A 24,366-nucleotide genomic window follows, 5' to 3' on the forward strand; every position below is an offset into this window, starting at 1 on the left:
TCCTCGTATTAATAGCTTCCCTCCGCCGGTACTAGCCGGACTCAGGTTCCAAGGGTGTTTTTTCTCAGCCTGAACCTAGCAGGCACCCCTAGCTTATTAATTGAAAATGGTATCACAGTTTTTGTTAATTGGGTAGAAATTAATCAAATCTTTAGAAATATCGGGAAAATTTGGGTGTAATTATACTTATCAAATCAAATGCTAATATAATGATTATTCTATCGCCTGTTAATAACAATGACCGTTGAAATCACTTATCCTCATATTGAAAAAAATCACGGACAACCCGCCCGTTTACAAAGAATTCCCCGCGTCCGTGTTGCCCAAATTGCTATGGACTATCTGAGTTATGGATGGTCAGTTGAAGAAATGTGTCGTTAAAGATTTAGAATTAATTGCTCTTGCTTCTGAATCTGAAGATTGGATAAATACGGTTGAGTATTTACCCTTTTAAAAATGGGTTTGGTGCGTGCACGGAGCTTACGCACCCGACGGGTGATTGAGGTCTAAAACATCTTCATAAATTTCTGATACCTGACAAGTAAAATTAATACTTTCTAATTGTATCTGTTGATTTTGTTGATGGGTAAACAATTCCCAACGCCCCTCTTGATTTTGTCTAAAACATTCAACGTTAATTTTATTTTGACTAATTAACACATATTCTTGTAAGGTTTCAATCTGTCGATAGTCGGCAAATTTATCCCCCCGATTAAATGCTTCGGTTGAGGCAGATAATACCTCAATAATTAAACTGGGATATTGTTTAAAATAACCATTATTTCGGTCGCGGGAGTCGCAAGTTACCATAACATCAGGATAATAATAACTATCGGCGGTTTTAATATGAACTTTCATATTACCGATATAAGCTCGACATCCTGTTCCTCGAACTTTATTTTTAATTAAAGCAAATAAGTTTCCTGCAATAGTTTCATGGGCATCACTTCCTCCAACCATTGCATAGACTTCTCCCCGAATATATTCATGGCGAATAGGGCTAATTTTTTCGCCTTCGAGATAATCTTCATGGCAAATTTTATAATCAGAAGGATTAACAATCATAATTATAGCGGGGAATATTCAACATATTCTGTTCTTTGGGCAATCAACGGCATCCCAGGGACGCATTAATTAAAAAAAATCCACCGCCATTCCTGGGGTGGAGATTAAAACGTTCCATCCTGATATGGCACGGTTTTGATGGTCTTTTTTCGAGCCAAAGCGTCATAAAATAGAATACTCGTTCAACAAAGACCCATCTTCAATTATTTGTCCGTACAGTTAGTTGTAATCGAGGTTTGACACAGAGCCAAACCCTCGATACCCCTAGACTTGAGCAGCTTTGGATGAACTCAAAACCTCAGTATTCGCCTGAGTAGATTTACCGTTACTTTCTGCATCTCCGTGGCGAGGTTGAATCACGCCGTAACCACGGTGATGAGAACGCTTGTATATCACATTAATTTCTTCCGTCTCCGCATTGCGGAACATATAAAAATCATGATCAATAAATTGAAGCTGTTCTAAAGCTTCATCAACGGTGATTAGAGGCATCGCAAAATATTTTGTGCGAATCACCTCTGGGGGTAGTTCAGGAGAACGATCCCCAATCAAATCTCCAACCACCGAATGCTCAATAACAACTTCACCGGTTTTAAGTAGATTGGGACTCTTATCCTGACGTTTTTCTTTGTACTTCCGCAGTTGGCGAGCAATTTTGTCGGCGACTAGATCAATGCTGGCGTAAAGAGTTTCACTACTTTCTTGAGCGCGAATCACAGTTCCGTTGGCATAAATTGTCACTTCTGCGGTTTGTTTTGGATTTATCCGAGGGTTCCGAGCAACAGATAAATGTACATCCACTTCCGTCGTCAATTGTTCAAAATGACTGACAGCTTTTGTGATCTTCTGATGTACATATTCGTGAATTGCAGTCGTAACTTCCAAATTTTTACCCTGGATAACAAGCTTCATAAAGCTCCCTCCCGCTCATAATGTGGGCTTATTCTCACCTTAACACTAACCTGATACCAAACTTCACCCATGGCAATTTTTTTTGCTCTTGTGACAATTCTTGACTTTTCCGGGGTTAAGTTTAGTCGAAAATCACTTGATTTTTTTTCTGATCTCTTGTACGTTTTTCCTTTTCTCCTAGAAGTTGAATTAAGTATTCCTACTCACTATATTAGCATTAAATCTGTTACCCTATCTGCTATTGACTTCTTTTTTTAACGGTTATTGTGGCTGTCCCCTGTCAAATTTATTACTTTGGATCGGTTCCCTATACAACGGCCTGGAATTGGCAGCAATCCTTGGTTCAAGACCGCAAGCTGAACCCCGATCTTGATGATGTATTGATCCTATTGGAACATCCTCCTGTTTATACCTTGGGACAGGGGGCTGATTTACGGTTTCTGAAGTTCGATCCCGACAAGTCTCCGGTGGAACTGCATCGGGTGGAAAGGGGCGGGGAAGTAACCTACCATTGTCCAGGGCAGCTAGTCGGCTATCCGATTTTAAATCTACAACGCCACACCCCTGATTTACATTGGTATTTGAGGCAGTTAGAACAGGTATTAATTCAAGTTCTAGGCAGCTATGAACTCCCCGCAGAAAGGATTCCGGGGTTAACGGGAGTTTGGATTGATCAAACCAAGGTGGCGGCCGTGGGCATCAAAGTCAGTCGCTGGATTACGATGCACGGTTTTTCCCTTAATGTCTGCCCTGACTTGCAGGGTTTTGAGGCAATTGTTCCCTGTGGGATTGCCCATCGACCCGTTGGTAGTTTAGCTCAATTTATTCCTGGGATTACTTTAGAACAAGTCCGTTCTCAAGTGGCAGAAACCTTTGCTCAAGTCTTTGGACTAGAGTTGATTTCTCCCCAATTAAAATTAACAATTACTTAACAATTCTGTTAAGCCAGCGATCAGGAAGCCAAAGCTATTCAAGAGTTAAATGGGGCTGAATGGATGGAGCGCACCTTCAAGCTGAATAAATCTCGTCCCCAAGAAAAACAGAAATCTTCTTAGTCTCAGTCAGTTGTGAAGAATTACCAAAGCGTGGGATTAATTGTGGTCTAAATTTGTGCTATAGTGAATATCGCTCTGCATGGGGAGTAAATGGCACAAACTAAGCCGTATCAGAAATTTTTTTCTACCATGCTTCGATTTGGGCGGATATTCTTCGTTATTGCCATTTGAGGTTGTTTCAAGCCCTGATTTCTCAATGGTACTACGGTCAAAGATCAAAGATATATGGGTGTGGACGTTCACAGTGTCCCGTTCCTATCCGCTTAATCAGGGCAGCTTGTTAAACCCATCTATAATTTTAACTGGGAGAATATGGAATGAGCCAAGTCGTTCTCGGTGAAACTGAGCAATTAGAGTCTGCTTTACGTCGCTTTAAACGAAAAGTTTCACAAGCTGGCATTTTTGCCGATCTGAAAAAAAATCGTCACTTTGAAACCCCCGGACAAAAACGCAAGCGTAAAGAGGTAGCTCGCCATAAAGAACGCCGTCGCCTTCGCAACCGCAGACAACAATTTCAAAATAGTGAACCCTAAGGGGAAAAATGGACATTTGCCATGAGCATTTAGTCGGCACTTGTCCGCGACGTAGTATGAACGAGGAGGTGCGTATTTTGCCTCGTTCACCACTAACGGTTTACTGTAACTGTTCCTTATCCTTTCCTTAACCGATTAATTTTTTCGGTGGTGCTAGGCTCGACTCTCGACTCAATACAGGGTTATCCTGCCAGGAGAATATTTCTGGGGGGAGAGTTTGCCAAAGTTGTTCAATATGCTGGGCTGGCATGGTCAAATATAGGATATCCCCAGGTTGTAGCAGAAAATTCAACAGTTCCCAACTATGAATAGTTTGATAGGCAGTTTCAACATATAAAGGAACAAAATCAGCTTTTCTAGCAACCTCTTGCACTCGCTTTCCACAAAAGGGGTGATTGTGGGTAATTGAAGTTCCTAAAGCCACCCACAAACTATCCGCCGTAATTCCACTCCCTAAAATCCGCCCCCCCAGTGCTGCGGCGGCAAAAGCTGGAGCCGCTATTTCCGTTGTATTTAAGACCGCTTCAAAATCAAAAATCTGTTGCACCATCAAGGCAAAATGGGAATCATGGGTGCGAGTAATTACCCGTAAATGGGGTGCTAATCCCCTAGCACTTAAAACAATTTCTAAATTTCCAGTATCATCATTGGTAACGGCTAATAATGCTTCTGCGGCTTCAATATTAACACTTTTGAGGGTGTTGGCTAAACTCGCATCTCCTTCAAAAATGGGAATTTTTAACCCCTTGGCGGTACTGAGAAAACGACTATTGGGATCTCGTTCAATTACTACTACTTCATAACCTCGCTGATATAAATGTTGGGCAATATTTAATCCTAATTCTCCTAATCCACAAATAATATAGTGATTGCGTTCGGGAACTCTGGTCGCATCCAGATAATCTTTCAAACGAGTTCCTAAGATAAAATCATTTAATAGGGCATAACTAATTCCAACAACTCCGGTGCCAATTAACATCATCACCACCGTAAAAATTTTAATCGTGTCGGGGGAATGTTCAACAACTTGTTCATTTCCTCCGGCTCCGGTAATCATCCCTACGGAAAAATAGAGAGAATCCACGAAAGAATAACTAGGATCGACAAAAACATAAGTTAAAGCTGCTCCCAATATTGTTAGACATAAAATCGAACTTACAATTAAGGCAGACTTAGCATATTGTTTAAACTTTTGTAATCCTCGTTTGAATTTAAGAAATCGATATTTAAGATTCTTTTGAATTTGATAGGTTTTGGGTTTAATGGCTATAATTAAGCGATCGCCCACCTCCAATTTTTGATCAGCCATCACCCCAGAGACTAAATCAATTTTATCTTTAAACGGCAAATAATAAATTAACATTCGACTGGGATCAGCCCATAAATCCCTCAAACTATGTCCTAACCAGGGATGATCTTCATCGATCAATTCTTCATGAATCGGCCAAGTTTGATTAAATAATTCTAGTTGTCCAATTGCCCGATTTCCTAAAGCCGCAAACGCAAATACAGGGGCAGCCAGAGCCGAAACGCTCATGGTACTATGATCTGGTAAAGTTTGATTCAGGCGGGTTCCTAAATTAGTATTAAATAAACGATTAATAATCCGAATTTGAGGATTTAAAATTCGGGCTTGCATTAAAATCGCTAAATTTGTCGCTTCATCATTTCCAGCCAAAATCAAAGCATTGGCTGTTTTTACCCCGGCGGCCAATAAAGTCGAAGCGGAGCGTAAATTCCCCACTACCACATCAGACCCTTCTTGGGGGATGGGTTTGTCGCTGATACCCACGACAATAGCTCCTTGTTGCTTCAGGAGTCTAAAAATCTGATATCCCGTCCGACCTAAACTACAAACAATAATTCGAGGTTTCATAGGTATTACAATCCATAAAAGCGATTATTCCACTAAAGTTCTTGATCCGATAGCCACCTAAGGAAATTATCAACGGTCTGATGCTCCCAAAACTGTATCTAAAAACACGGACTCCTACCAGAAAAGCGATTTTAGAATTCATCATCGGTAAAAACCGGGGGCCATAATTCATTAATGGGTAATTCCCAACCCAGAAAGAGTTCTGGCAGGGTTAAAATATCTCCATTACCGAGTATAACGGGTTCCTCTGTAGAGCGATAAACCGTAACTATTAACTCATCAGGATCAATCAGAATCCCAACTTGTGCCCCTAATTCTAAGAATTTATTGATTTTATTTTTTAAAGGATTGATGCGATCGCTTTGGGATTTAATTTCTACAACTAAATCAGGAACTAATTCAGCAAAATAACGCACACTTTGTCTAAGACGGGATGCACGAACAAAAGAAACATCAGGAGCTTTGAGGTTAGTATCAGGGAGGATAAAACCCCCAGCAGAGTCAAAGACACGGCCTAAACGACGGGGGTAAACCCAATTAGCCAGCAAACGGCTGAAAATCACGCCAATTTCACTCGATATAATATCCGATGGCCCCATAATTTCAATCTTCCCCTCGACTAATTCTAACTGATAATCTAAACCGCCTTCGGAGAGATTTTTTTGGACTTGCTCTAAATCTTTTATTGTCATCAGAGACATAAAAATAATCTCCTATTGTATTTTTGATTGGATTTTCATTATAACAAAAAAAGCGATCGCTATCCCCACAATAATTAATAATTTATAGTCCAGTTAAAGCATCGGTATTCGGGTCAGGTAAAGGCTGTTGAACATCAAGATTAGACCAGGATTTTGACTGCGGAGAAGGACGTTGAACCGATAAACGAGTAGTTTGTTCTAACCGTCCTTGATCCTGTAATTTAACCAATTCTTCTTGATAAATTCCCATTAACCGGGCTAAACTTTCAGCAATTTGATCCCAACTTTCATCACTGACAATCTTATCGGCAATCCCTTGAAATAGATCTCCTTGTTTGCTTTTCTTGACAAATTCCTTCAACCGTTTCCCCGATTTTTGCAAAACCGCTTGGTAAACTTCCCCATTTGACCACCAGAGGCCAGGTTGAGTTAATAACCAAGTCAGGATATATTCTTGGGCGTGTTGTTCCTTAACCCAAGTGGCGAGATACTGTAATTCTTCCATTGGTTTTGATCAAACTGCACTAAATTATTGATCCGGCAAATCTTTAAAAAAATCTGACTTAAATTATACACCCAGTAAAATCAACGCTAATCTAATAAGATTACCTAAAAATTTTGGATGAATGCCCCCGTTACAGTGTAGCTTAACGAGGGATGAAATCCAACTAACTCAGATGCGAAGCCACGATTTAATTCCACAATTGTCGGGTAAAGTGTGTTATAATAGTGTTAAACCCAAGGTCGAGGGAATTATGTTAGTTGTAGAAGCCAAGTTAAAGAACGGCACTCCAGAGCAATATCAAAAGCTTGATGAAGCTATTAGGACAGCGCAATTTGTCAGAAACAAATGCGTTAAGTTTTGGATGGAGAATAAAGGGACTACAAGGAATGACTTGCAGAAACTTTGTGCTATTTTGGCGAAAGACTCTACAACTCCTTGGGTGAACAAATTAAATTCTCAGGCAAGGCAGTCAAGCGCAGATAGAGCATGGCAAGCCATTTCTCGGTTCTATGCTAATTGTCGAGATTTATCAATCAGAAAGAAAGGGTTTCCCAAGTTTAAAAAGCACAGTATGTCAGTAGAATACAAAATTACTGGATACTCGCTTTCAGGTAACAGGAAACAAATCACTTTTACTGATGGATTCAAAGTAGGAACTTTTGACCTGTGGTGTAGCCAGAAAACCTTAGTCTACTACTCATCTCAACAGATTAGGCGAGTCAGAGTAGTAAAAAGAGCCGATGGATATTATTGCCAATTTCTCATCAACTACGACCGAGAGGAAAGCCATGAATTCACTGGCTCTGTGGTAGGAATAGACTTGGGGTTAAAAGAGTTTTATACCGACTCTAATGGCAAAACAGTAGAAAATCCTCGCTTTCTGAGAAAGTCGGAAAGGCGCTTAAAGAAAGCTCAAAGAAGGCTATCTAAGTGTCATCGAAAAAGACAGAAACAGTCCAGTAACTATCACAAGCAACGGCAAAAAGTAGCTAAATTGCACTTAAAAGTTTTCCGACAACGTAAAGACAGAGCTATCAAGGATGCTCTGGCGTTAGTCCAATCTAATGATTTGGTAGTCTATGATGCTTTGAAAGTGTCTAATTTGGTGAAGAATCACAAGTTAGCTCAGAGTATTAGCGACGCTTCTTGGTATCAGTTCACGCAATGGGTGAATTATTTTGCCAAGATACATAAGATAACTTGCATTGCTGTACCACCACAATTCACGACTATTGATTGTTCGGTTTGTGGGGCAAAAGTTTATAAAACATTGAGTACGAGAACTCATCAATGCCCTGATTGTCAAACAGTTTTAGATCGTGATTGGAACGCAGCTATCAATATTCTTAAAAAAGGGTTGAAATATTTGGGAGAATATCTCAACGGTACTGTTGGGCAAGCAGAAACCGACCCGAACGACTGGGGAGAGTCCGGCCTCTGGGTCTTTAACAGAGATGTTGAAGATTTAAGTCGTCTCGTTGAGCCAGTAATCTCAAGAAGTGATTCTGGGAGAATCCCCCGTCAAGCGCGAAGCTTGACGGTGGGAGTATGTCAATGCACTCAGTAACCCACAATATTACAGTCAATAGAAATCTATGACCCTGCAAAAATTTGGTGTAATTGGTCTAGCCGTCATGGGTGAAAACCTGGCCCTCAACGTTGAGCGTAATGGGTTTCCGATCGCAGTGTATAACCGCACCGGGGCTAAAACCGATGAGTTCATGGAGCAACGGGCCCAGGGAAAAAACGTCAAAGCAGCCTATACCCTAGAAGAATTTGTCCAATCCCTAGAACGTCCCCGCCGTATTCTAGTCATGGTGAAAGCAGGGAAACCCGTTGATGCGGTCATTGATCAGCTTAAACCTTTGCTAGATCAAGATGACATGATTATTGATGGTGGAAACTCCCTCTATGAAGATACCGAACGCCGCACCAAGGAATTAGAAGCCACGGGTTTAGGGTTTGTGGGCATGGGTGTGAGTGGGGGGGAAGAAGGCGCTCTCTGGGGCCCCAGCCTGATGCCAGGGGGTACGGAAGCCTCCTATAAAGAATTAGAGCCGATTTTAGTCAAAATTGCCGCCCAAGTTGATGACGGCCCCTGTGTGACTTTTATTGGGCCAGGGGGAGCGGGTCACTACGTTAAAATGGTGCATAACGGGATTGAATATGGCGATATGCAGTTAATTGCAGAAGCCTATGACCTGCTGAAAAATGTCGCCGGGTTGAGTGCGGCCCAACTCCATGAAGTTTTTGCCCAATGGAATACCACCGACGAACTCAATTCTTTTCTGATTGAAATTACGGCGGATATTTTCAAAAAAATTGACCCCGAAACTGGTTTTCCTTTAGTTGATTTAATTGTTGATGCAGCCGGACAAAAAGGCACCGGACGTTGGACAGTTATGAGTGCTTTGGAGTTAGGAGTTTCGATTCCAACAATTATCGCGGCGGTGAATAGTCGGATTATTTCTTCCTATAAGGATCAACGGGTAGCCGCTTCCGTAGAATTGCCTTGGCCGACGAGTGAATATCAGGGAAATATTTCTGAGTTAGTGAATAAAATTCGGGATGCGTTGTACTGTTCTAAAATTTGTTCCTATGCTCAAGGGATGGCTTTATTGGGTGCCGCTTCTAAGGAGTATGGGTATAATTTGGATCTCGGAGAAATGGCACGAATTTGGAAGGGAGGCTGTATTATTCGGGCGGGATTTTTGAATAAAATTAAAGCCGCTTTTAGTGAGAATCCTGACTTACCGAATTTGTTATTAGCACCGGAATTCAAACAGACGATTTTAGATCGTCAACAAGCCTGGCGGGAAGTGTTAGTTATTGCTAATCAATTTGGGATTCCAGTTCCGGCTTTTAGTGCGTCCTTAGACTATTTTGATAGTTACCGACGGGCAACTTTACCCTTGAATTTAACCCAAGCCCAACGGGATTATTTTGGTGCCCATACCTATGAGCGTACCGATAAACCCAGGGGTGAATTTTTCCACACGGAATGGACAAAAGACTAAGTATTAACTGACTTCGTAGTGAGGTGTTTACGCCTCAATATCTTTTAGGGCTAACTACCTTTTAATTACGAATTACGAATTACGAATTAAAAAATTAAATTAACTCGTAATTCGTAATTATTCTGTCTTAAATTTCACTTTAGGATTAAGGTTTTTGCTTTTTGGTTGCTAACATCATATTAGATTGATTCACCCCAAACTTATAACCCACTCCAAAATTAAGTGGTTTCACAGCAGCATTGCTTTGATAAACTTTCTTTAAATCGGGTTGATAGCGAACACTAAATAAAGAAATTGGGGTGATATAGCTTCCGAAAAAGTTTAAATTCCATTGTTTTTCGGCAAAAAAGTTCAGGGGAATCCCCGAATCATCCTGTAGAATAGCTTGACTTTGAGCCAGAATTAACTCTCTAATTCCAGCAAAGGCGGGTCTGTGCATTAAATAGGATGCGGCTTTAAGATAGGTAACGGGTTGCTCAATTTGTTTGACAAATTGAGTAAACTCTGGTGTTTTTTTCAAGCCATCATCGGAAATATCGGCGGAAAAATAATATAAAGTTCGAGGTTCTTTTTCCCCTTGAGAAACAAAATCAATTTTAACCCCAGGAATCATGCCTTTTTCAAACTTTTGAATTTTAGCATTTTTGTCTAATCCAATATATTGTAAGTCTAAAATTCTATTATTTGTTCTCGCCATAAATAATAAAATTAAAGGTAAAACTCCCTGATTGGATAAATCAGACTTCATTTCTTTGGTTTGAAAAAAGCTAAACTGAAGTAAAGAATAAAGAGAGTTTTTAACATCCCCCAACTTTTGATTACGCTGACTTTCGGATAATTCCTTAAAATTAGGAATAGTCCCCACTGGTTCTAAAGCTACTAGCACATATTCTCTAGCCGTCGGGAAAAATAAATTAGCATATAAGAAATCCGGCCCACTAAAGGGATAAAAAATCCTAGGATTAGATTGATTAATAGTAGCTAATTCCTGTTTAGACCATTCGCTAACTTTTGCCAGTTGTTGTTTTTCTAGTTTTGACCAAGCCGGATTTATAAAAGCGTGATAATTAACCCAAAAATTAGATTGGGTTAGGGGATAAAATTGACTTTTTGGATCAACTTTCATTCCCGCAATTAATTTAGCGGTATCGGTTAAATAATCCGCTTGTTTTTGATCATATAGGTCTAGGGGATTAACCGGAGGAGTAGGCGTTTCTGAGGATGTTTTTGGGGTTTCAATCTTTTGGGATTGCTCAATCTTTGGTTGAGGTTCAGTTTTAACACAGGACTGCAAACCAACAACACTTAAAATGATTAGTAATAGGGCTGAGAATTTCATAAATTACACCAATTTATTCCGAATACCGATAAAATAGAAGGGTAAACCCAAGGCAATTGTTCCTAATCCGGCTAAGGATTCAAGGGGTTTATCTTGAAAAATAAATATTAGCATCCAAAGGCTAATTCCTAAAAAAATGATCGGGGTTATTGGATATCCCCAAGTTTTATAGGGACGTGGTAGGTCAGGACGGCGGAAACGATGGACAAAAACCCCTAAAACCGTGATTAATGAAGATAGGGTTAGGGTAAATGCTAAATAGGTGATTACGGCTTGAAAGCTGGCGGTGATGATTAATATAATTACAATTGCTAGTTGTAAACATAGGGCATAATAGGGGATTCCATGTTGATTTTTTTGAGCCAAAATTCTAAATATGGGAATATCTTCCCCGATGACTTGGGTGACTCTTGGCCCAGCTAATACCATGGAACTAATCGAAGAAATTAAACCTAATCCAATTAATAATCCCATGATTTTTGCCCCTAAATTTCCAAATATTTGTTGGGCGACAATATAACCAATTTCTAATTGTCCGGCTAATTGTTCTATAGGTGTTGTATAGAGAAAAATAAAGTTCAAAAGCAGATATAAAACCGTAACTATTAATGTACCAATTAATAGGGATTTCGGTAAGTTTTTCTCTGGTTCCTTAATTTCACTCGCTAAATAAACCGCAGCATTCCAACCGGAATAGGAATAGGTAACATAAACTAAAGAAACGGCAAAAGATGAACTAAAAATTACCGAAATATCGCTAAAACTAGGTATAAATTCAATCGGTTGGGGGGTGGCTAAAGTTAACCCACTCAGGATAAAAACAATAATTAGGACAACTTTTAAAACCGTAAATCCCTGTTGAAACACACTGCTAATTTTCAGGGTTTGGGTATGAATTAAACTAACTAATATTACTGCAATTAGAGCGATAATTATGGGATAATTTAAACTAGGAAATACACTGGAGATATATTTTCCTAATGCCATAGCAGCAGCCGCAATAGGAGCCGCAAAACCAACGGTGACAGAAACCCATCCTGAGAGGAAACCAATCACCGGATGATAAATTTCAGAAAGATAATGATATTCTCCCCCAGAACGGGGCATAGCCGCCCCTAATTCCCCATAACATAGGGCACCGGAAAGGGCAAAAATACCGCCAATTAACCACAGAAATAAAATGGCAAAACCCGATTGAATATCAAGGACTTGAAACCCTAAACTGGTAAAAACACCCGTGCCAATCATATTAGCAATAACAAGACAAATTGCTGTTAATAAGGTGATTTGACTCTGGGATGAACTGGGTTTTTGTAAGGAATTAGAATTGTTCAAGATAGTTAAGAAATAGGGAACACCGGAACAGCCCCCCAAACCCCCCGTGCACGGGGGCTAGGGGCAGGGCTGTTTCATTTTCCATTGCCAACCCCTAAGACCTAACCCCCCAACCCCCTTCCCTAGTAGGGAAGGGGGAGTAATAAATAATTTTTTATGTTTAATAGTAATAATTAGTCCCCCCTCTCCCCCTCAAAAGGGGTTGGGGGAGAGGTCACACAGTTTTTCCTAGAGAATGAAACAGCCCTGGGGGCTAGGGGGGGAGGGAATAGGGAATACAGATGATCTAAACCCGCCCTGATTGTAATTCTAAACACAACTGGCGGAAATGATCTCCGCGATGTTCAAAACTTTGATATTGATCAAAACTGGCACAGGCAGGGGATAATAATACGACTTTCGCGCCTAATTTTGGAGCAATTTCAGAGGATTTGATAATTGCTTTTTCCATAGTTTCCACGATTTCAAAATTAGAGTAATTTTCTTCTATTAACCGTTTGGCAAAGGCTTCAGCCGCATCTCCAATTAATAAAACCGAGACGGCTTTTGATTTAATTTGATTTATCCAAGCCCTATCTTCTCCTTGTTTGGCTTCTCCTCCGGCTATTAAAATCACGGGAGCATCAACGGCCGATAATCCTACTTCGGCTGCGTCATAATTGGTGGCTTTACTATCATTAATCCAGTCAATTCCTTGCCAAGTCATAATATGTTCTAAACGATGGGCAACCCCTGGAAAATAAGAAATTGCTTGACTAATTGCTGGCGTTTCTATTTTGGCAATTCGGGCGGCTGCAACGGCCATTAACAGGTTTTGTTGGTTATGGTTTCCGACCATTTTTAAGGCATCCGCTTGAACTATTTTATCTTTATTTTGCATTACCCAATTATTTTCAATATAAAATCCCAATTCGGGATTTGCCACTAATTTTTCTTGTCCTAAAACACTTGTCCAATGGGCAGAAAGCCAGCGTTGATTAGCGGTTTCTCTTAAATAGGGATCATCTCCATTAATGATTTGTATTTGGGATTGATATAATAATTTAGCTTTAATATCATAATAACGTTCTAGGGTGTAATGACGACTTAAATGATCGGGGGTGAAGGTCGTCCAAATGGCAATTTTAGGGCTTAAAGTTGAGGAGGATTCGATTTGATAACTACTGACTTCTGCAATTACCCAATCTAGGGGTTTTTCTATTCCTTGATATTCTTGTAAGGCTAATTCACAGGCGGCATAACCAATATTTCCACAGGCGGGGGCGTTTAAACCTGCGGCTTGAAAAATTGCGGTGGTCAGGGCGGTGGTTGTGGTTTTTCCGTTAGTTCCAGTAATACAAACCCAGGGCAAATGTCGCAGATTTCGCCAGGCTAATTCTAGTTCTCCGATGGTTTCTATACCTAAATTTCTGGCAGCTTTTAACCCCGGACTATCCCAAGGAACCCCAGGACTCACAACTATTAAATCTAGGGAAATATCGGGTTGAAAATTATGCCCTAACTCGACTTTAATTCCTTCGGTTTCTAATTGTTGTTTTTGGGTTTCTAGGGTTGAGTAAGAATTGCGATCGCTTAAAATCACATCCCATCTTTGCAATTTTAACAACCGGGCGGCAGCATTTCCCGATCTTCCTAAACCAATAATATGAACTTTCGGCATAGACAATGTAATAATTCCCAGTAGGTTGTTTTTGATTCTACTCGGATATGTTTCAGTCCCGCAAGTGGGATTATTTTAATTGAAAGAAAAGTTTTCGGCGAATATAATTCGCTACTACAGAAACAAAGTCCACCTGCGTGGACTAATAAAAATTAAGGTTTTTGAACCCACGCAGGTGGGTTTTGTCTGTGTAGCTGCGATTTCTAATCGCCAAGAAAAGAAAAGAAAAAAAAGTTTTCGGCGAATATAATTCGCTACTACAGAAACAAAGTCCACCTACGTGGACTAATAAAAATCAAGGTTTTTGAACCCACGCAGGTGGGTTTTGTCTGTGTAGCTGCGATTTCTAATCGCCAAGAAAAGAAAAGAAAAAAAAGTTTTCGGCGAATATAATTCGCTACTACAGAAACAAAGTCCACCTACGTGGACTAATAAAAATTAAAGTTTTTGAACCCACGCAGGTGGGTTTTGTCTGTGTAGCTGCGATTTCTAATCGCCAAGAAAAGAAAAGTCAACAATTGAGCGATGTTTCAGTCCCGCAAGCAGGATTATTTTAATTGAAAGAGTATAAACTGTTAGAATCAGAGCAAAAAAACACCAAGTTTCAGTCCCGCAAGCAGGATTATTTTAATTGAAAGTGGCAAATAAAGCCATCCCTGTTCCTTCATAGCGATTGGTTTCAGTCCCGCAAGCAGGATTATTTTAATTGAAAGCTTGTTCTAATCTGATTCAGTCAACAAACGGAAAACGTTTCAGTCCCGCAAGCAGGATTATTTTAATTGAAAGGACAATTTGTTACAATTTCAAACCTTATCTAATCAAATGTTTCAGTCCCGCAAGCAGGATTATTTTAATTGAAAGTCAATCTTGTTCTGCGGGGTGGGTTATTAATGCTCATTGTATGTTTCAGTCCCGCAAGCAGGATTATTTTAATTGAAAGCTCAAAGCAGAATTAGAGGCAGGGGGGGATAATCAATTAAGTTTCAGTCCCGCAAGCAGGATTATTTTAATTGAAAGCCAACCGCACCCTTGCATTAATTTTAGCTAATGATAGTTTCAGTCCCGCAAGCAGGATTATTTTAATTGAAAGCACCAAGGGACGATTAGATTGTTCGGCAATAAATAAGCGTTTCAGTCCCGCAAGCAGGATTATTTTAATTGAAAGCCTCGAATATTATATGCTCTCCGTAAGCAGTGAAACGGCGAGTTTCAGTCCCGCAAGCAGGATTATTTTAATTGAAAGGTTTTTTTGTGGGATTGCGATCGCCTATTTCTGGGTTTCAGTCCCGCAAGCAGGATTATTTTAATTGAAAGATCATATTGCTGAATAAGCCGCTGTTGAGTAGTCATTTGTTTCAGTCCCGCAAGCAGGATTATTTTAATTGAAAGTCCTAAATTCCCAATTATGGGAATAATTCAATAGTTGTTTCAGTCCCGCAAGCAGGATTATTTTAATTGAAAGTCGTTGTTCTCGTTCCTGTAATTTAGAACATAATAGTTTCAGTCCCGCAAGCAGGATTATTTTAATTGAAAGCCAAACAGTCACCATCTAACATTTTTAAGACAACTCGTTTCAGTCCCGCAAGCAGGATTATTTTAATTGAAAGTTTAGAGAAATATGTTAAGGAGCATTAAAACGGAATATAGTCGTTTCAGTCCCGCAAGCAGGATTATTTTAATTGAAAGGCCCCCGTATTACTAGCGGGGGCTGAAGTTGTAGGTTTCAGTCCCGCAAGCAGGATTATTTTAATTGAAAGTGCCGAACCTCACGACCTAATTTAGCTTTGACTGAGTTTGTTTCAGTCCCGCAAGCAGGATTATTTTAATTGAAAGGGTGATGGTTCCGTTCTTGGTTGCGGTGGTTCTGAGTTTCAGTCCCGCAAGCAGGATTATTTTAATTGAAAGGCAAAAGCACTTTTACCAAACCCTTGCAATCCAAAAAGTTTCAGTCCCGCAAGCAGGATTATTTTAATTGAAAGTCCTTCAGATGTGAAGCTGGGATTTTTCCCATTCTCTCCGTTTCAGTCCCGCAAGCAGGATTATTTTAATTGAAAGTAAATCTTTTATACAGTGCGATCGCTTCGTCCCGTTTCAAGTTTCAGTCCCGCAAGCAGGATTATTTTAATTGAAAGAAGCCCCCAAATTTGGAGGCTTGTTCTAGGGGATTAATCGTTTCAGTCCCGCAAGCAGGATTATTTTAATTGAAAGGCTTTAGATTGTAACTGCTGAATACAGCTGGGGGGTTTCAGTCCCGCAAGCAGGATTATTTTAATTGAAAGGCGAGCCACCGCCATGTGATATTTGTAACAAATTTGGTTTCAGTCCCGCAAGCAGGATTATTTTAATTGAAAGTGTCTGGTCTGAAGGTATGAGTTTTTTTAACTGGAAGTTTCAGTCCCGCAAGCAGGATTATTTTAATTGAAAGCTCACAAATTATAATTATCCTCTTGTTAATGGATATGTACATAAGTTTCAGTCCCGCAAGCAGGATTATTTTAATTGAAAGAGTTATTTTAATTTCTACATCAAAACAAGTTTTTAAGTTTCAGTCCCGCAAGCAGGATTATTTTAATTGAAAGCAGTTAGATCCAATTGAAATTGTTGGATGTTTTAGTGTTTCAGTCCCGCAAGCAGGATTATTTTAATTGAAAGAAATATAACAAAATCTAGTTAATCTCAATCATGTAAAAGTTTCAGTCCCGCAAGCAGGATTATTTTAATTGAAAGTTTAAGAATATTAATCCATAATTCATCAGAAGTTATGCGTTTCAGTCCCGCAAGCAGGATTATTTTAATTGAAAGCTTGAAAAGACCTAAAAATTCAACTCGTTCAAATGAGTTTCAGTCCCGCAAGCAGGATTATTTTAATTGAAAGTCCTATTTCTTGAAATGTGGGTTCTCCTATTATTCCTAGTTTCAGTCCCGCAAGCAGGATTATTTTAATTGAAAGTTGTAGCATAAGACGCTCCTATAAGGCAACAATGTTTCAGTCCCGCAAGCAGGATTATTTTAATTGAAAGCAAGAGTTGTTTCCTCTTGTATCAGACCATAATATGGTTTCAGTCCCGCAAGCAGGATTATTTTAATTGAAAGGAATCCGACTACTAATTCCGCCTTGAAAATTGTCGAGTTTCAGTCCCGCAAGCAGGATTATTTTAATTGAAAGAACAACCAATAAAGATGATCATATTGTCCCGAAGTGGTTTCAGTCCCGCAAGCAGGATTATTTTAATTGAAAGTTCTTGTAGTGACATTTGCTGTTTTTGATTCAATAATTGTTTCAGTCCCGCAAGCAGGATTATTTTAATTGAAAGTCTGCCGTCTGAAACCCTTATGGGGCGGTCATTCTGAAGCCCATTTTCGTGAACCTCAAAAAATGCCTCATTTCAGGCTTCGTTATTGCAACAGATTGTCAATAAATAACCGGACTCAAAAATATAAACTGTTAATTTGTCAAGGTTCTAAGGTTTTTCGTGAACCCCCCAGGTTTTCGCCCCCGCTTAGGTTCACGAAAATAATCATAAACCGAAACCCGCCGCTTGTCAAGGGGAATATTCTATGATATTGCGATCGCCCCTAACCCTTAACTTTTAACGATAGCCCCAAAATCCGCCAAAACCCGGGCATGATTTCTTAATAATCCCAATAAATTCAAACGATTACGTTGAATATTGGGATCATCATCCATCACTAAAACACTTTCTGGGCCATCAAAAAAGCTGCTCACCGTTGGGGTAATTTCTGCTAAGGCTTCCACCAATTGACGATAATTTCTGGTGGCTTGAGAGGCTTGGGTTTGAGGCACTAACTGTACTAAAGCCTGATAGAATTGCCGTTCTGAAGACTTTTGAAATAACTCAGGATTAACTGTCATTTCCGGTTGCAATTCCAGAGTGTTTAAATCCCCTTGTTTCGCCAAACGAGTCGAACGATTTACGGTTTCATAAATTTGGTTTAAACTGCCATCTTGACGAATAGTTTGGAGGAATAAAGCCCGATCTCGGACATCTAACAAATCCTGTAACGCCCGTTCTTGATATTCCAGATCATTCTCTCCTAAAACCGCATTCACCAAATCATAATCAATGGCTTTTTCATCCTGTAATAAAGTTCTAATCCGTTGCAGGAAAAAATCATATAATTCATGATTTAACCCTAAAATCGCATTCGGAAAACTATTAACAAAATCCGCCGAAATTTGTTTCAGAAGTTGATATAAATTCAGGGGTAAATCCGCCGCCCAAATAATATTAACTACCGCATTCGCCGCCCGACGCAAAGCAAAGGGATCGGAGGAACCCGTGGGTAACATTCCCAAGCCAAAAATACTAACTAAAGTATCTAGTTTATCCGCCAAACCTACCACTTGACCGACTAAAGTTTGGGGTAAATTATCCGTAGCATTCCGGGGTAAATAATGTTCAAAAATTGCCCTTGCTACCTCTGCGGGTTCTCCTCCTTCTATTGCATATTTTTCCCCCATGATCCCTTGTAATTCGGGAAATTCATAGACCATTTGGGTAACTAAATCGGCTTTACATAATAATGCAGCCCGTTGAATTAAACTGCGGTCAGATTCAATTATATTAAGTTGTTCACTAATCCAATTAGCAATTTTACCAATCCGATTCACTTTATCCCGAACCGAACCTAAATCCTCTTGAAAAGTCACCGCTTCTAAGGCGGGTAAATAGCTTTCTAAAGGCGTTTTCAAATCGGATTTATAGAAAAATTGTCCATCGGCTAACCTCGCCCGAATTACCCTTTCATTTCCCGCCGCAATTAAATTGGATTTAGCCGGATCTCCATTAGAAATTGTAACAAAATAGGGCTTTAAAGGCGATGAATTTTGGGTTTCTATTGTTAATATCGGAAAATACCGTTGATGCGTCACCATGACGGTTTTAATCACCTCTGCGGGTAAATCTAAAAAATCCTGATCGAAGGTTCCAACAACGGCCGTCGGCCATTCGACTAAATTAACCACTTCTGCTAATAAATCTTCGGGAATTTCAGCCTCACCTCCCACAATATTAGCCGCGATTTTAACTTCTTTTTGAATAGTCTGAATTCGTTCCTGTGGGTCAACTTGAACAAAGGCTTTTTTCAGAGATTCAGCGTAGGTTTTAGAATGGGAAATAGAGATATTTTCAGGATGCAAAACTCGATGTCCGTGGGAAATGCGATCGCTTTTAACAACTTCTGAACCGCTAACTAAGGTGACAGGTAAAACCTGATTATCTAATAATGCAATTAACCAACGAATTGGCCGGGGAAATTTTAAATCTCCATCCCCCCAACGCATAAACCGTTTCCCTTCTAATTTTGTAATCCATTCTGATGTTAATTCGGCTAAAATTTCCGCCGTTAATCTCCCCGGAATTTTCTTTAAAACAAATACAAAATCCCCTTTAGAAGTAGGACGAATTTCTAAATCTTCTAAGGTTATGCCCTGTTTTTTAATAAATCCTTCCGCCGCCGGAGTCGGTTTTCCATCTTTAAAAGCCGTAGACGCCGGAGGGCCTTTTATTTCTTCTTCGCGGTCGGGTTGTTGACTAGGAAGTCCTTCAATTAATACCGCTAACCGTCGCGGTGTTCCCCAAACTTGAACCGACTCAACGCTTAAAAACTGTTCTTTGAGACTAGCAGGAATTTTCTGTTTCCACTGTTGAATGGCGGTTTCAACAAAGGTGGCTGGTAATTCTTCTGTTCCAACTTCGAGTAAAAAACTAACCATAAGAAATTTTATAAAGGATGTTACTAAGAAAATTAAGGTGACAAATAATCACCATAGCAGGTTAGGGGGTCATTTCTCAAGGGTTGATGTTTCTCACCCCCCTGTAGAGACGTGCCACGGCGCGTCTGTCTACAAGATTTTTGGAAATATCTTTATTCTATGGGTTCGATGCCTAAAGATTGTAATTGTTCGGCTAAACGTTCAGCCCGATTTTCTGCTTCATTAGCCCGATTTTCTGCTTGTAATGCCGCTTCTTCAGGGGTCGGAACGAGATCACCTTCTGAGGTAAAATATCGGAGTTTCTCCTGATAAATTCCCAGGAATAATCCTAAGACTTCACTTGCTAATAATCCTTGTTGATTAGGAATAATTCCTTGATATTCATTTCCGACTAATTTAAAACCTGTTAGTTCTAAATCATCGGGAGAAAACCAGAAATATTCTTGGGTTCTAAATGGATTTTGATATAAATTCTTTTTCGTAGTTTTATCGGTTTCCGCCGTTGAGTTAGAAAGAAGTTCAATAATTAAATCGGGATATTTCCCTTCTTCTTCCCAAACTACCCAAGATTTTCTCGGACGTTTAGAAGTATTTCTCACCAAGAAAAAATTCGGCCCGCGAAAGTCTCGATTTCTCAGTTGTTGACGACTAAAATAGATGGTTAAATTTGCCCCAATAAAATAATCTGTTCTGTCTCTCCATAACCAATCTAAACAAGATACTAATAAGGCTAACTGGAGATAATGTAACATACTTTCCATTTCTATATACTCACTTTCAACTTGAGTACAATCGGGCATTAATGCCTCGAATTGTTCTGCTGTAATTGACATTTTTTTCCTGGTTTAATTTTAATCTTAACCGATGAATAAAAGTTGTAAAATGGGTTAATTCAGCTATGTTTTTAAACCCTAGAGTAGAGACGTGCCAAGGCGCATCTTTCTACAATATGTTTGGAAATATCTTTATTCTATCGGTTCTATTCCCAAAGACCTTAATTGTTCGGCTAAACGTTTGGCCCGATTCTGTGCTTCATTAGCCCGATTTTCTGCTTCATTAGCCCGATTTTCTGCTTGTAATGCCGCTTCTTCAGGGGTCGGAACGAGATCACCTTCTGGGGTAAAATATCGGAGTTTCTCCTGATAAATTCCCAGGAATAATCCTAAGACTTCACTTGCTAATAATCCTTGTTGATTAGGAATAATTACTTGATATTCCTGTCCAATTAATTTAAAACCTGTTAGTTCTAAATCATCGGGAGAAAACCAGAAATATTCCTGGGTTCTAAATTGATCTTGATATAAACTCTTTTTAGTGGTTTTATCGGTTTCCGCCGTTGAGTTGGAAAGAAGTTCGATAATTAAATCGGGATGTTTCCCTTCTTCTTCCCAAACTACCCAGGATTTTCTCGGACGTTTAGAAGTATTTCTTACCAAGAAAAAATCTGGCCCGCGAAAGTCTCGATTTCTCAGTTGTTGACGACTAAAATAGATGGTTAAATTTCCCCCAATAAAATAATCTGTTCTATCTTTCCATAACCAATCTAAACAAGAAACTAACAACGCCAACTGGAGATAGTGTAACGTACTTTCCATTTCTATATATTCACTTTCAACTTGAGTACCATCAGGCATTAATGCCTCTAATTGTTCTGCGGTTATTGACATTTTTTCTCCTCCTCATTTGAGGTTGGGTTAATTTATTATATCAAATTTTCAATGCTCAATCATCTGTTCTAAAGCGTCCTGTAAATCCTGAGTTAAATTAGCAACAGCTTGACGACGGTTTGTTTGATAATCTGACCATTTTTGAGTCACAGAAATGGGTTCACCAATGGTTAATTTAGCGCGTTTTTTCCCTAAATGGGGACGTTTTAATGGGTTTTCTCCCTTTAACCTAGTTACCATTGACCAAACAATTAAAGTGGTTTCGGCAAAACGATCAAAGGTAGGATTTTCTTTAATATAACTGCCTGTTACCCCCACAAAACTTTCCACTAATCTCATATTCCACATTCGCAAACTAGCTTCGGTTGCCACCCAATCTGCTAATCCTAATTCTACCGCAGACCAGGTATCATTAGCCTTGAGATCATAGCGATAAATACAATCCCATCCTGCTTGTTCTAAACGACGACAACGACTACTTAAATCTCCTGTCGGTTTGAGATTAAAATATTCTTCAGCCACGGTTAAGGCAATATCTAATAATCGTTTAATTCGATTTGGAAAATCAATGGTTTCATCCTGGGGAATACTGCGATAATAGAATTGGCGATAAAAATTTTCCATAATATCTAATAAATGATTTCCTAATCGAATTAAACGGCTATAGAGGGAAGAAACAGTTAAATCCTGGCTAGATTGAGGTAAGTTACAATCCCTTTCTAATTGGGCAATTAATTTTTCTAAATCTCCCCAATTATCTTGAATATAAAAATACTGTATACCAATGGGAACCAAATAAACTTCTTCCGATCGTTCAGCTTTTTTTAAGTCTTCAACACACCAAAATCCTAATTGAGAAACTCCAGGTTCTAAGGGACTAATATTTTGATTATGCCCATTAGTTGCCCCTTCTGGTGCGGCGGCCAAAGGAAATTGACCATTAATAAATAAATCCCTGGCTGATCGTAATCCTAAACGATCAACTTTCCCCCTTAAAATCGGTGTTCCTCCTAATTTTGGGAATAACCAAGAAACCAAGTTTCCTGCCCATAAAGGAATCCCTCGATCATACATAAAATGGGCATGAATTGGATTAGATAAGACAATTTTCTGTTGTTTTGCAGTTTCAGGAACAAATCGCCATAATAATTGACTGATACAATAGGGATCATCCGTATTAGGATGACGAAAAGCCAATAAAAATCTGACTTTTCCACTTTGAAATTGTTGATAAAGATTAACTAATCGTTCAATTTGTTCTACCTTAATTTCAACTAATGGCGTTTTCCATTTCATCCAAAAGGGCATTCCCCATTGGCAAACTTGTCGCACCAAAGAATTAAAATTAGGAGGGATAAAATCTAGGGTGGGTTGTATATTTTTAATTAGATTAGCCATAAATTAGGTTTGAGGAAATTCAATAAGTATTAAAGCGGATTGAACTCAAGCAATTATTATAGCAATTCGTCAGGATTTTGTTGTAATATTTGATTCCAGGGATTTCTGATCAAACCTCTATTCTAGTTTGGGTTTGCAGGGACATCAATCCTAGATTTTTTGATAATTCCCGACCCTAAATTAAGTAAAAAGACTTATCATAGAACCCTTGAATTGTTCTGTCAAGTTATAAAATTTAACCACAATTCGTTACAATGACAACCAAACTTTAGCTCTAAAAACGGTTTGCTTTAAAAAGATAAATCATCAAGTTTTCACTTAGAAGGCAGGTAGAAAGGATGAATCCCACCGACTTAAATCAGGCATTTCAAAATGGTTATTGTTTTCAAACTACCCTTGATCAGCATAGCGATCAAGTTACCTATTCCGTCCATACTCTGGGTGAAATCGTTTTAACCTCTGGAAAAATTGCCGTTTGTGATCCTTTGGTTGTCCCTAATTCTGATCTGTGTTTGACTCAAACTCTAGCTGCGGGTCGTTATCCGGTGAAACTAAGTATCGCCACATTTGATCACCAAAAAGAACAAAGAGTCGCCTATGGGATGTTAGTAATTCGGGATCAACCTGCGGTGAAATGGGAATTGGCGGTATCTTTTACCGGGGATCAAGAATCGGGTTATCCCGTCACTTCTGGGACAGGATGTTTTATTGATGGGGAAGTGATCAAACGCTTATCTTTCCTTTCCGATACTGAGTTTGAAAATTATTATAATCATTTGGATCAAGCTTTAGATCAGACCTATGTTGATACCTGGGATTGGACAAATTTCTGTTTGGATGAATCAACCGGATTGAATATTATTGCTTTTCATTCCGGTTGGGGGGAGGGTTATTATTCCTCCTATTGGGGTTATGATTCCCAGGGAAATATAGTCTGTTTAGTCACGGATTTTAGGCTTTTGGACTCGTGAGGGGATCGACCACTTCTAAGAGGGTTTTAACACTAGCATTGTAATCAAAAAAAGAAAACAAATGTTTATATTTCAAGATGCCTTTTTTATCTAAGACAAACTGCCCGGGTAAGGGCGCACCTAGGGCTTGTCCTACTTGATATATTTGGAAAACTCCACAGCTTGGATTACTCAGTAATGGCATTTTTAAGCCGAGGTCTTTGACTACAATTTTACTTTGGCGTTCATCGGTACTGGTAATCAGTAAAACTTCTATTCCCCTTTGCACAAATGCTTCATAATTTTCATTCAGCGCTCTAACATGGGGATAACACCAGGGACAATATTGTTTTTCGGTGAAAATCCGGGTAAAGGCTAAAATTACCGGGCGATCGCCTCGAAATTGAGATAACCGCACTAATTGACCATTGGTAATATCGGGTAATTGAAAATCGGGGGTTTTCAATCCTAACTGTAAATTGCTAGTGGCGGGGATCGGAAAAAAGTTATTCCAAAATCGACGATTAATTAAACCCGTAAAATCGTTAGAAGTCAGCATAATAGTTCCTTGTTTATTACTCATCCTAGTTTAAAACAATCTTACAAAAATCAACGA

The 24,366-nt window shown here is 39.3% G+C and carries 19 protein-coding genes, 1 CRISPR repeat array and 1 riboswitch; of the genes, 6 read left to right on the forward strand and 13 right to left on the reverse strand.

Annotated features, from left to right (window positions below; translation table 11 throughout):
- Positions 1-100, reverse strand: a riboswitch (TPP riboswitch).
- Between the two features lie 137 nt (positions 101-237).
- The gene (locus NMG88_RS10225; RefSeq protein WP_227397952.1) at positions 238-381 is read left to right on the forward strand and encodes a hypothetical protein; all 144 of its coding nucleotides are present in this window, start codon (positions 238-240) and stop codon (positions 379-381) included.
- 99 nt (positions 382-480) lie between these two features.
- Here NMG88_RS10225 and NMG88_RS10230 read toward each other — a convergent pair whose 3' ends face one another.
- Both NMG88_RS10230 and hpf read right to left on the reverse strand, forming a co-directional pair.
- Positions 481-1,065 (reverse strand): Uma2 family endonuclease, encoded by a 585-nt coding sequence (locus NMG88_RS10230; RefSeq protein WP_227365151.1) that lies wholly within the window; start codon positions 1,063-1,065, stop codon positions 481-483.
- A 264-nt stretch (positions 1,066-1,329) separates the two neighbouring features.
- Positions 1,330-1,977, reverse strand: coding sequence for a ribosome hibernation-promoting factor, HPF/YfiA family (gene hpf / locus NMG88_RS10235; RefSeq protein ID WP_042155479.1), 648 nt, complete (start codon positions 1,975-1,977; stop codon positions 1,330-1,332).
- A 266-nt stretch (positions 1,978-2,243) separates the two neighbouring features.
- Here hpf and lipB point away from each other — a divergent pair, with 266 nt between their 5' ends.
- Both lipB and rpsU read left to right on the forward strand, forming a co-directional pair.
- Positions 2,244-2,909, forward strand: a complete 666-nt coding sequence (gene lipB, locus NMG88_RS10240) for a lipoyl(octanoyl) transferase LipB (protein ID WP_227350997.1) — start codon at positions 2,244-2,246, stop codon at positions 2,907-2,909.
- 440 nt (positions 2,910-3,349) lie between these two features.
- Positions 3,350-3,565: a 30S ribosomal protein S21 gene (rpsU, locus tag NMG88_RS10245; RefSeq protein WP_026788585.1), complete on the forward strand. Its 216-nt coding sequence runs from the start codon at positions 3,350-3,352 to the stop codon at positions 3,563-3,565.
- A 127-nt stretch (positions 3,566-3,692) separates the two neighbouring features.
- Here the strand turns inward: rpsU and NMG88_RS10250 are convergent, their stop codons facing one another.
- From NMG88_RS10250 to NMG88_RS10260, 3 genes are all read right to left on the reverse strand, one after another.
- Positions 3,693-5,441, reverse strand: coding sequence for a potassium channel family protein (locus NMG88_RS10250; protein ID WP_071782512.1), 1,749 nt, complete (start codon positions 5,439-5,441; stop codon positions 3,693-3,695).
- Positions 5,442-5,572: 131 nt separating this feature from the next.
- Positions 5,573-6,142, reverse strand: a complete 570-nt coding sequence (locus NMG88_RS10255) for a Uma2 family endonuclease (RefSeq protein ID WP_042155475.1) — start codon at positions 6,140-6,142, stop codon at positions 5,573-5,575.
- An 82-nt stretch (positions 6,143-6,224) separates the two neighbouring features.
- Positions 6,225-6,647, reverse strand: coding sequence for a hypothetical protein (locus tag NMG88_RS10260; RefSeq protein WP_026788583.1), 423 nt, complete (start codon positions 6,645-6,647; stop codon positions 6,225-6,227).
- Between the two features lie 250 nt (positions 6,648-6,897).
- Between NMG88_RS10260 and NMG88_RS10265 the strand changes: the two genes are divergently transcribed.
- Together NMG88_RS10265 and gnd are read left to right on the forward strand one after the other, a co-directional pair.
- Complete coding sequence (locus NMG88_RS10265) at positions 6,898-8,214, forward strand: RNA-guided endonuclease InsQ/TnpB family protein (protein WP_254035398.1); 1,317 nt, start codon at positions 6,898-6,900, stop codon at positions 8,212-8,214.
- A gap of 28 nt (positions 8,215-8,242) precedes the next feature.
- Positions 8,243-9,664 carry a decarboxylating NADP(+)-dependent phosphogluconate dehydrogenase gene (gene gnd / locus NMG88_RS10270; RefSeq protein ID WP_254035399.1) on the forward strand — a complete coding sequence of 474 codons (1,422 nt, stop codon included), beginning with the start codon at positions 8,243-8,245 and terminating at the stop codon, positions 9,662-9,664.
- A 145-nt stretch (positions 9,665-9,809) separates the two neighbouring features.
- Here gnd and NMG88_RS10275 read toward each other — a convergent pair whose 3' ends face one another.
- From NMG88_RS10275 to NMG88_RS10305, 7 genes are all read right to left on the reverse strand, one after another.
- Complete coding sequence (locus NMG88_RS10275; RefSeq protein ID WP_227365154.1) at positions 9,810-11,003, reverse strand: hypothetical protein; 1,194 nt, start codon at positions 11,001-11,003, stop codon at positions 9,810-9,812.
- Positions 11,004-11,006: 3 nt separating this feature from the next.
- Positions 11,007-12,338: an APC family permease gene (locus NMG88_RS10280; RefSeq protein ID WP_042157715.1), complete on the reverse strand. Its 1,332-nt coding sequence runs from the start codon at positions 12,336-12,338 to the stop codon at positions 11,007-11,009.
- 286 nt (positions 12,339-12,624) lie between these two features.
- Positions 12,625-13,998: a UDP-N-acetylmuramoyl-L-alanine--D-glutamate ligase gene (murD, locus tag NMG88_RS10285; RefSeq protein ID WP_254035400.1), complete on the reverse strand. Its 1,374-nt coding sequence runs from the start codon at positions 13,996-13,998 to the stop codon at positions 12,625-12,627.
- 527 nt (positions 13,999-14,525) lie between these two features.
- A CRISPR array of direct repeats spans positions 14,526-17,312; the repeat unit is 37 nt; unit sequence GTTTCAGTCCCGCAAGCAGGATTATTTTAATTGAAAG.
- A gap of 269 nt (positions 17,313-17,581) precedes the next feature.
- A complete protein-coding gene (gene glyS / locus NMG88_RS10290) occupies positions 17,582-19,735 on the reverse strand; it encodes a glycine--tRNA ligase subunit beta (RefSeq protein WP_254035401.1) in 2,154 nt (717 codons plus the stop codon).
- Positions 19,736-19,887: 152 nt separating this feature from the next.
- A complete protein-coding gene (locus tag NMG88_RS10295) occupies positions 19,888-20,568 on the reverse strand; it encodes a Uma2 family endonuclease (protein WP_227350991.1) in 681 nt (226 codons plus the stop codon).
- Positions 20,569-20,700: 132 nt separating this feature from the next.
- Positions 20,701-21,402 carry a Uma2 family endonuclease gene (locus NMG88_RS10300; protein ID WP_227350990.1) on the reverse strand — a complete coding sequence of 234 codons (702 nt, stop codon included), beginning with the start codon at positions 21,400-21,402 and terminating at the stop codon, positions 20,701-20,703.
- A gap of 48 nt (positions 21,403-21,450) precedes the next feature.
- The gene (locus NMG88_RS10305) at positions 21,451-22,800 is read right to left on the reverse strand and encodes a glycerol acyltransferase (protein WP_042155462.1); all 1,350 of its coding nucleotides are present in this window, start codon (positions 22,798-22,800) and stop codon (positions 21,451-21,453) included.
- A 338-nt stretch (positions 22,801-23,138) separates the two neighbouring features.
- Here NMG88_RS10305 and NMG88_RS10310 point away from each other — a divergent pair, with 338 nt between their 5' ends.
- The gene (locus NMG88_RS10310) at positions 23,139-23,771 is read left to right on the forward strand and encodes a DUF4241 domain-containing protein (RefSeq protein ID WP_227350989.1); all 633 of its coding nucleotides are present in this window, start codon (positions 23,139-23,141) and stop codon (positions 23,769-23,771) included.
- Here the strand turns inward: NMG88_RS10310 and NMG88_RS10315 are convergent.
- Entirely contained in the window at positions 23,752-24,309 is a 558-nt protein-coding gene (locus NMG88_RS10315; protein ID WP_042157712.1) for a peroxiredoxin family protein, read from the reverse strand. The two genes, NMG88_RS10310 and NMG88_RS10315, sit on opposite strands and share 20 nt — an antisense overlap.
- Positions 24,310-24,366: the final 57 nt, after the last annotated feature.

The organism is Planktothrix agardhii (assembly GCF_904830935.1).
Classification (GTDB): Bacteria; Cyanobacteriota; Cyanobacteriia; order Cyanobacteriales; family Microcoleaceae; genus Planktothrix; species Planktothrix agardhii.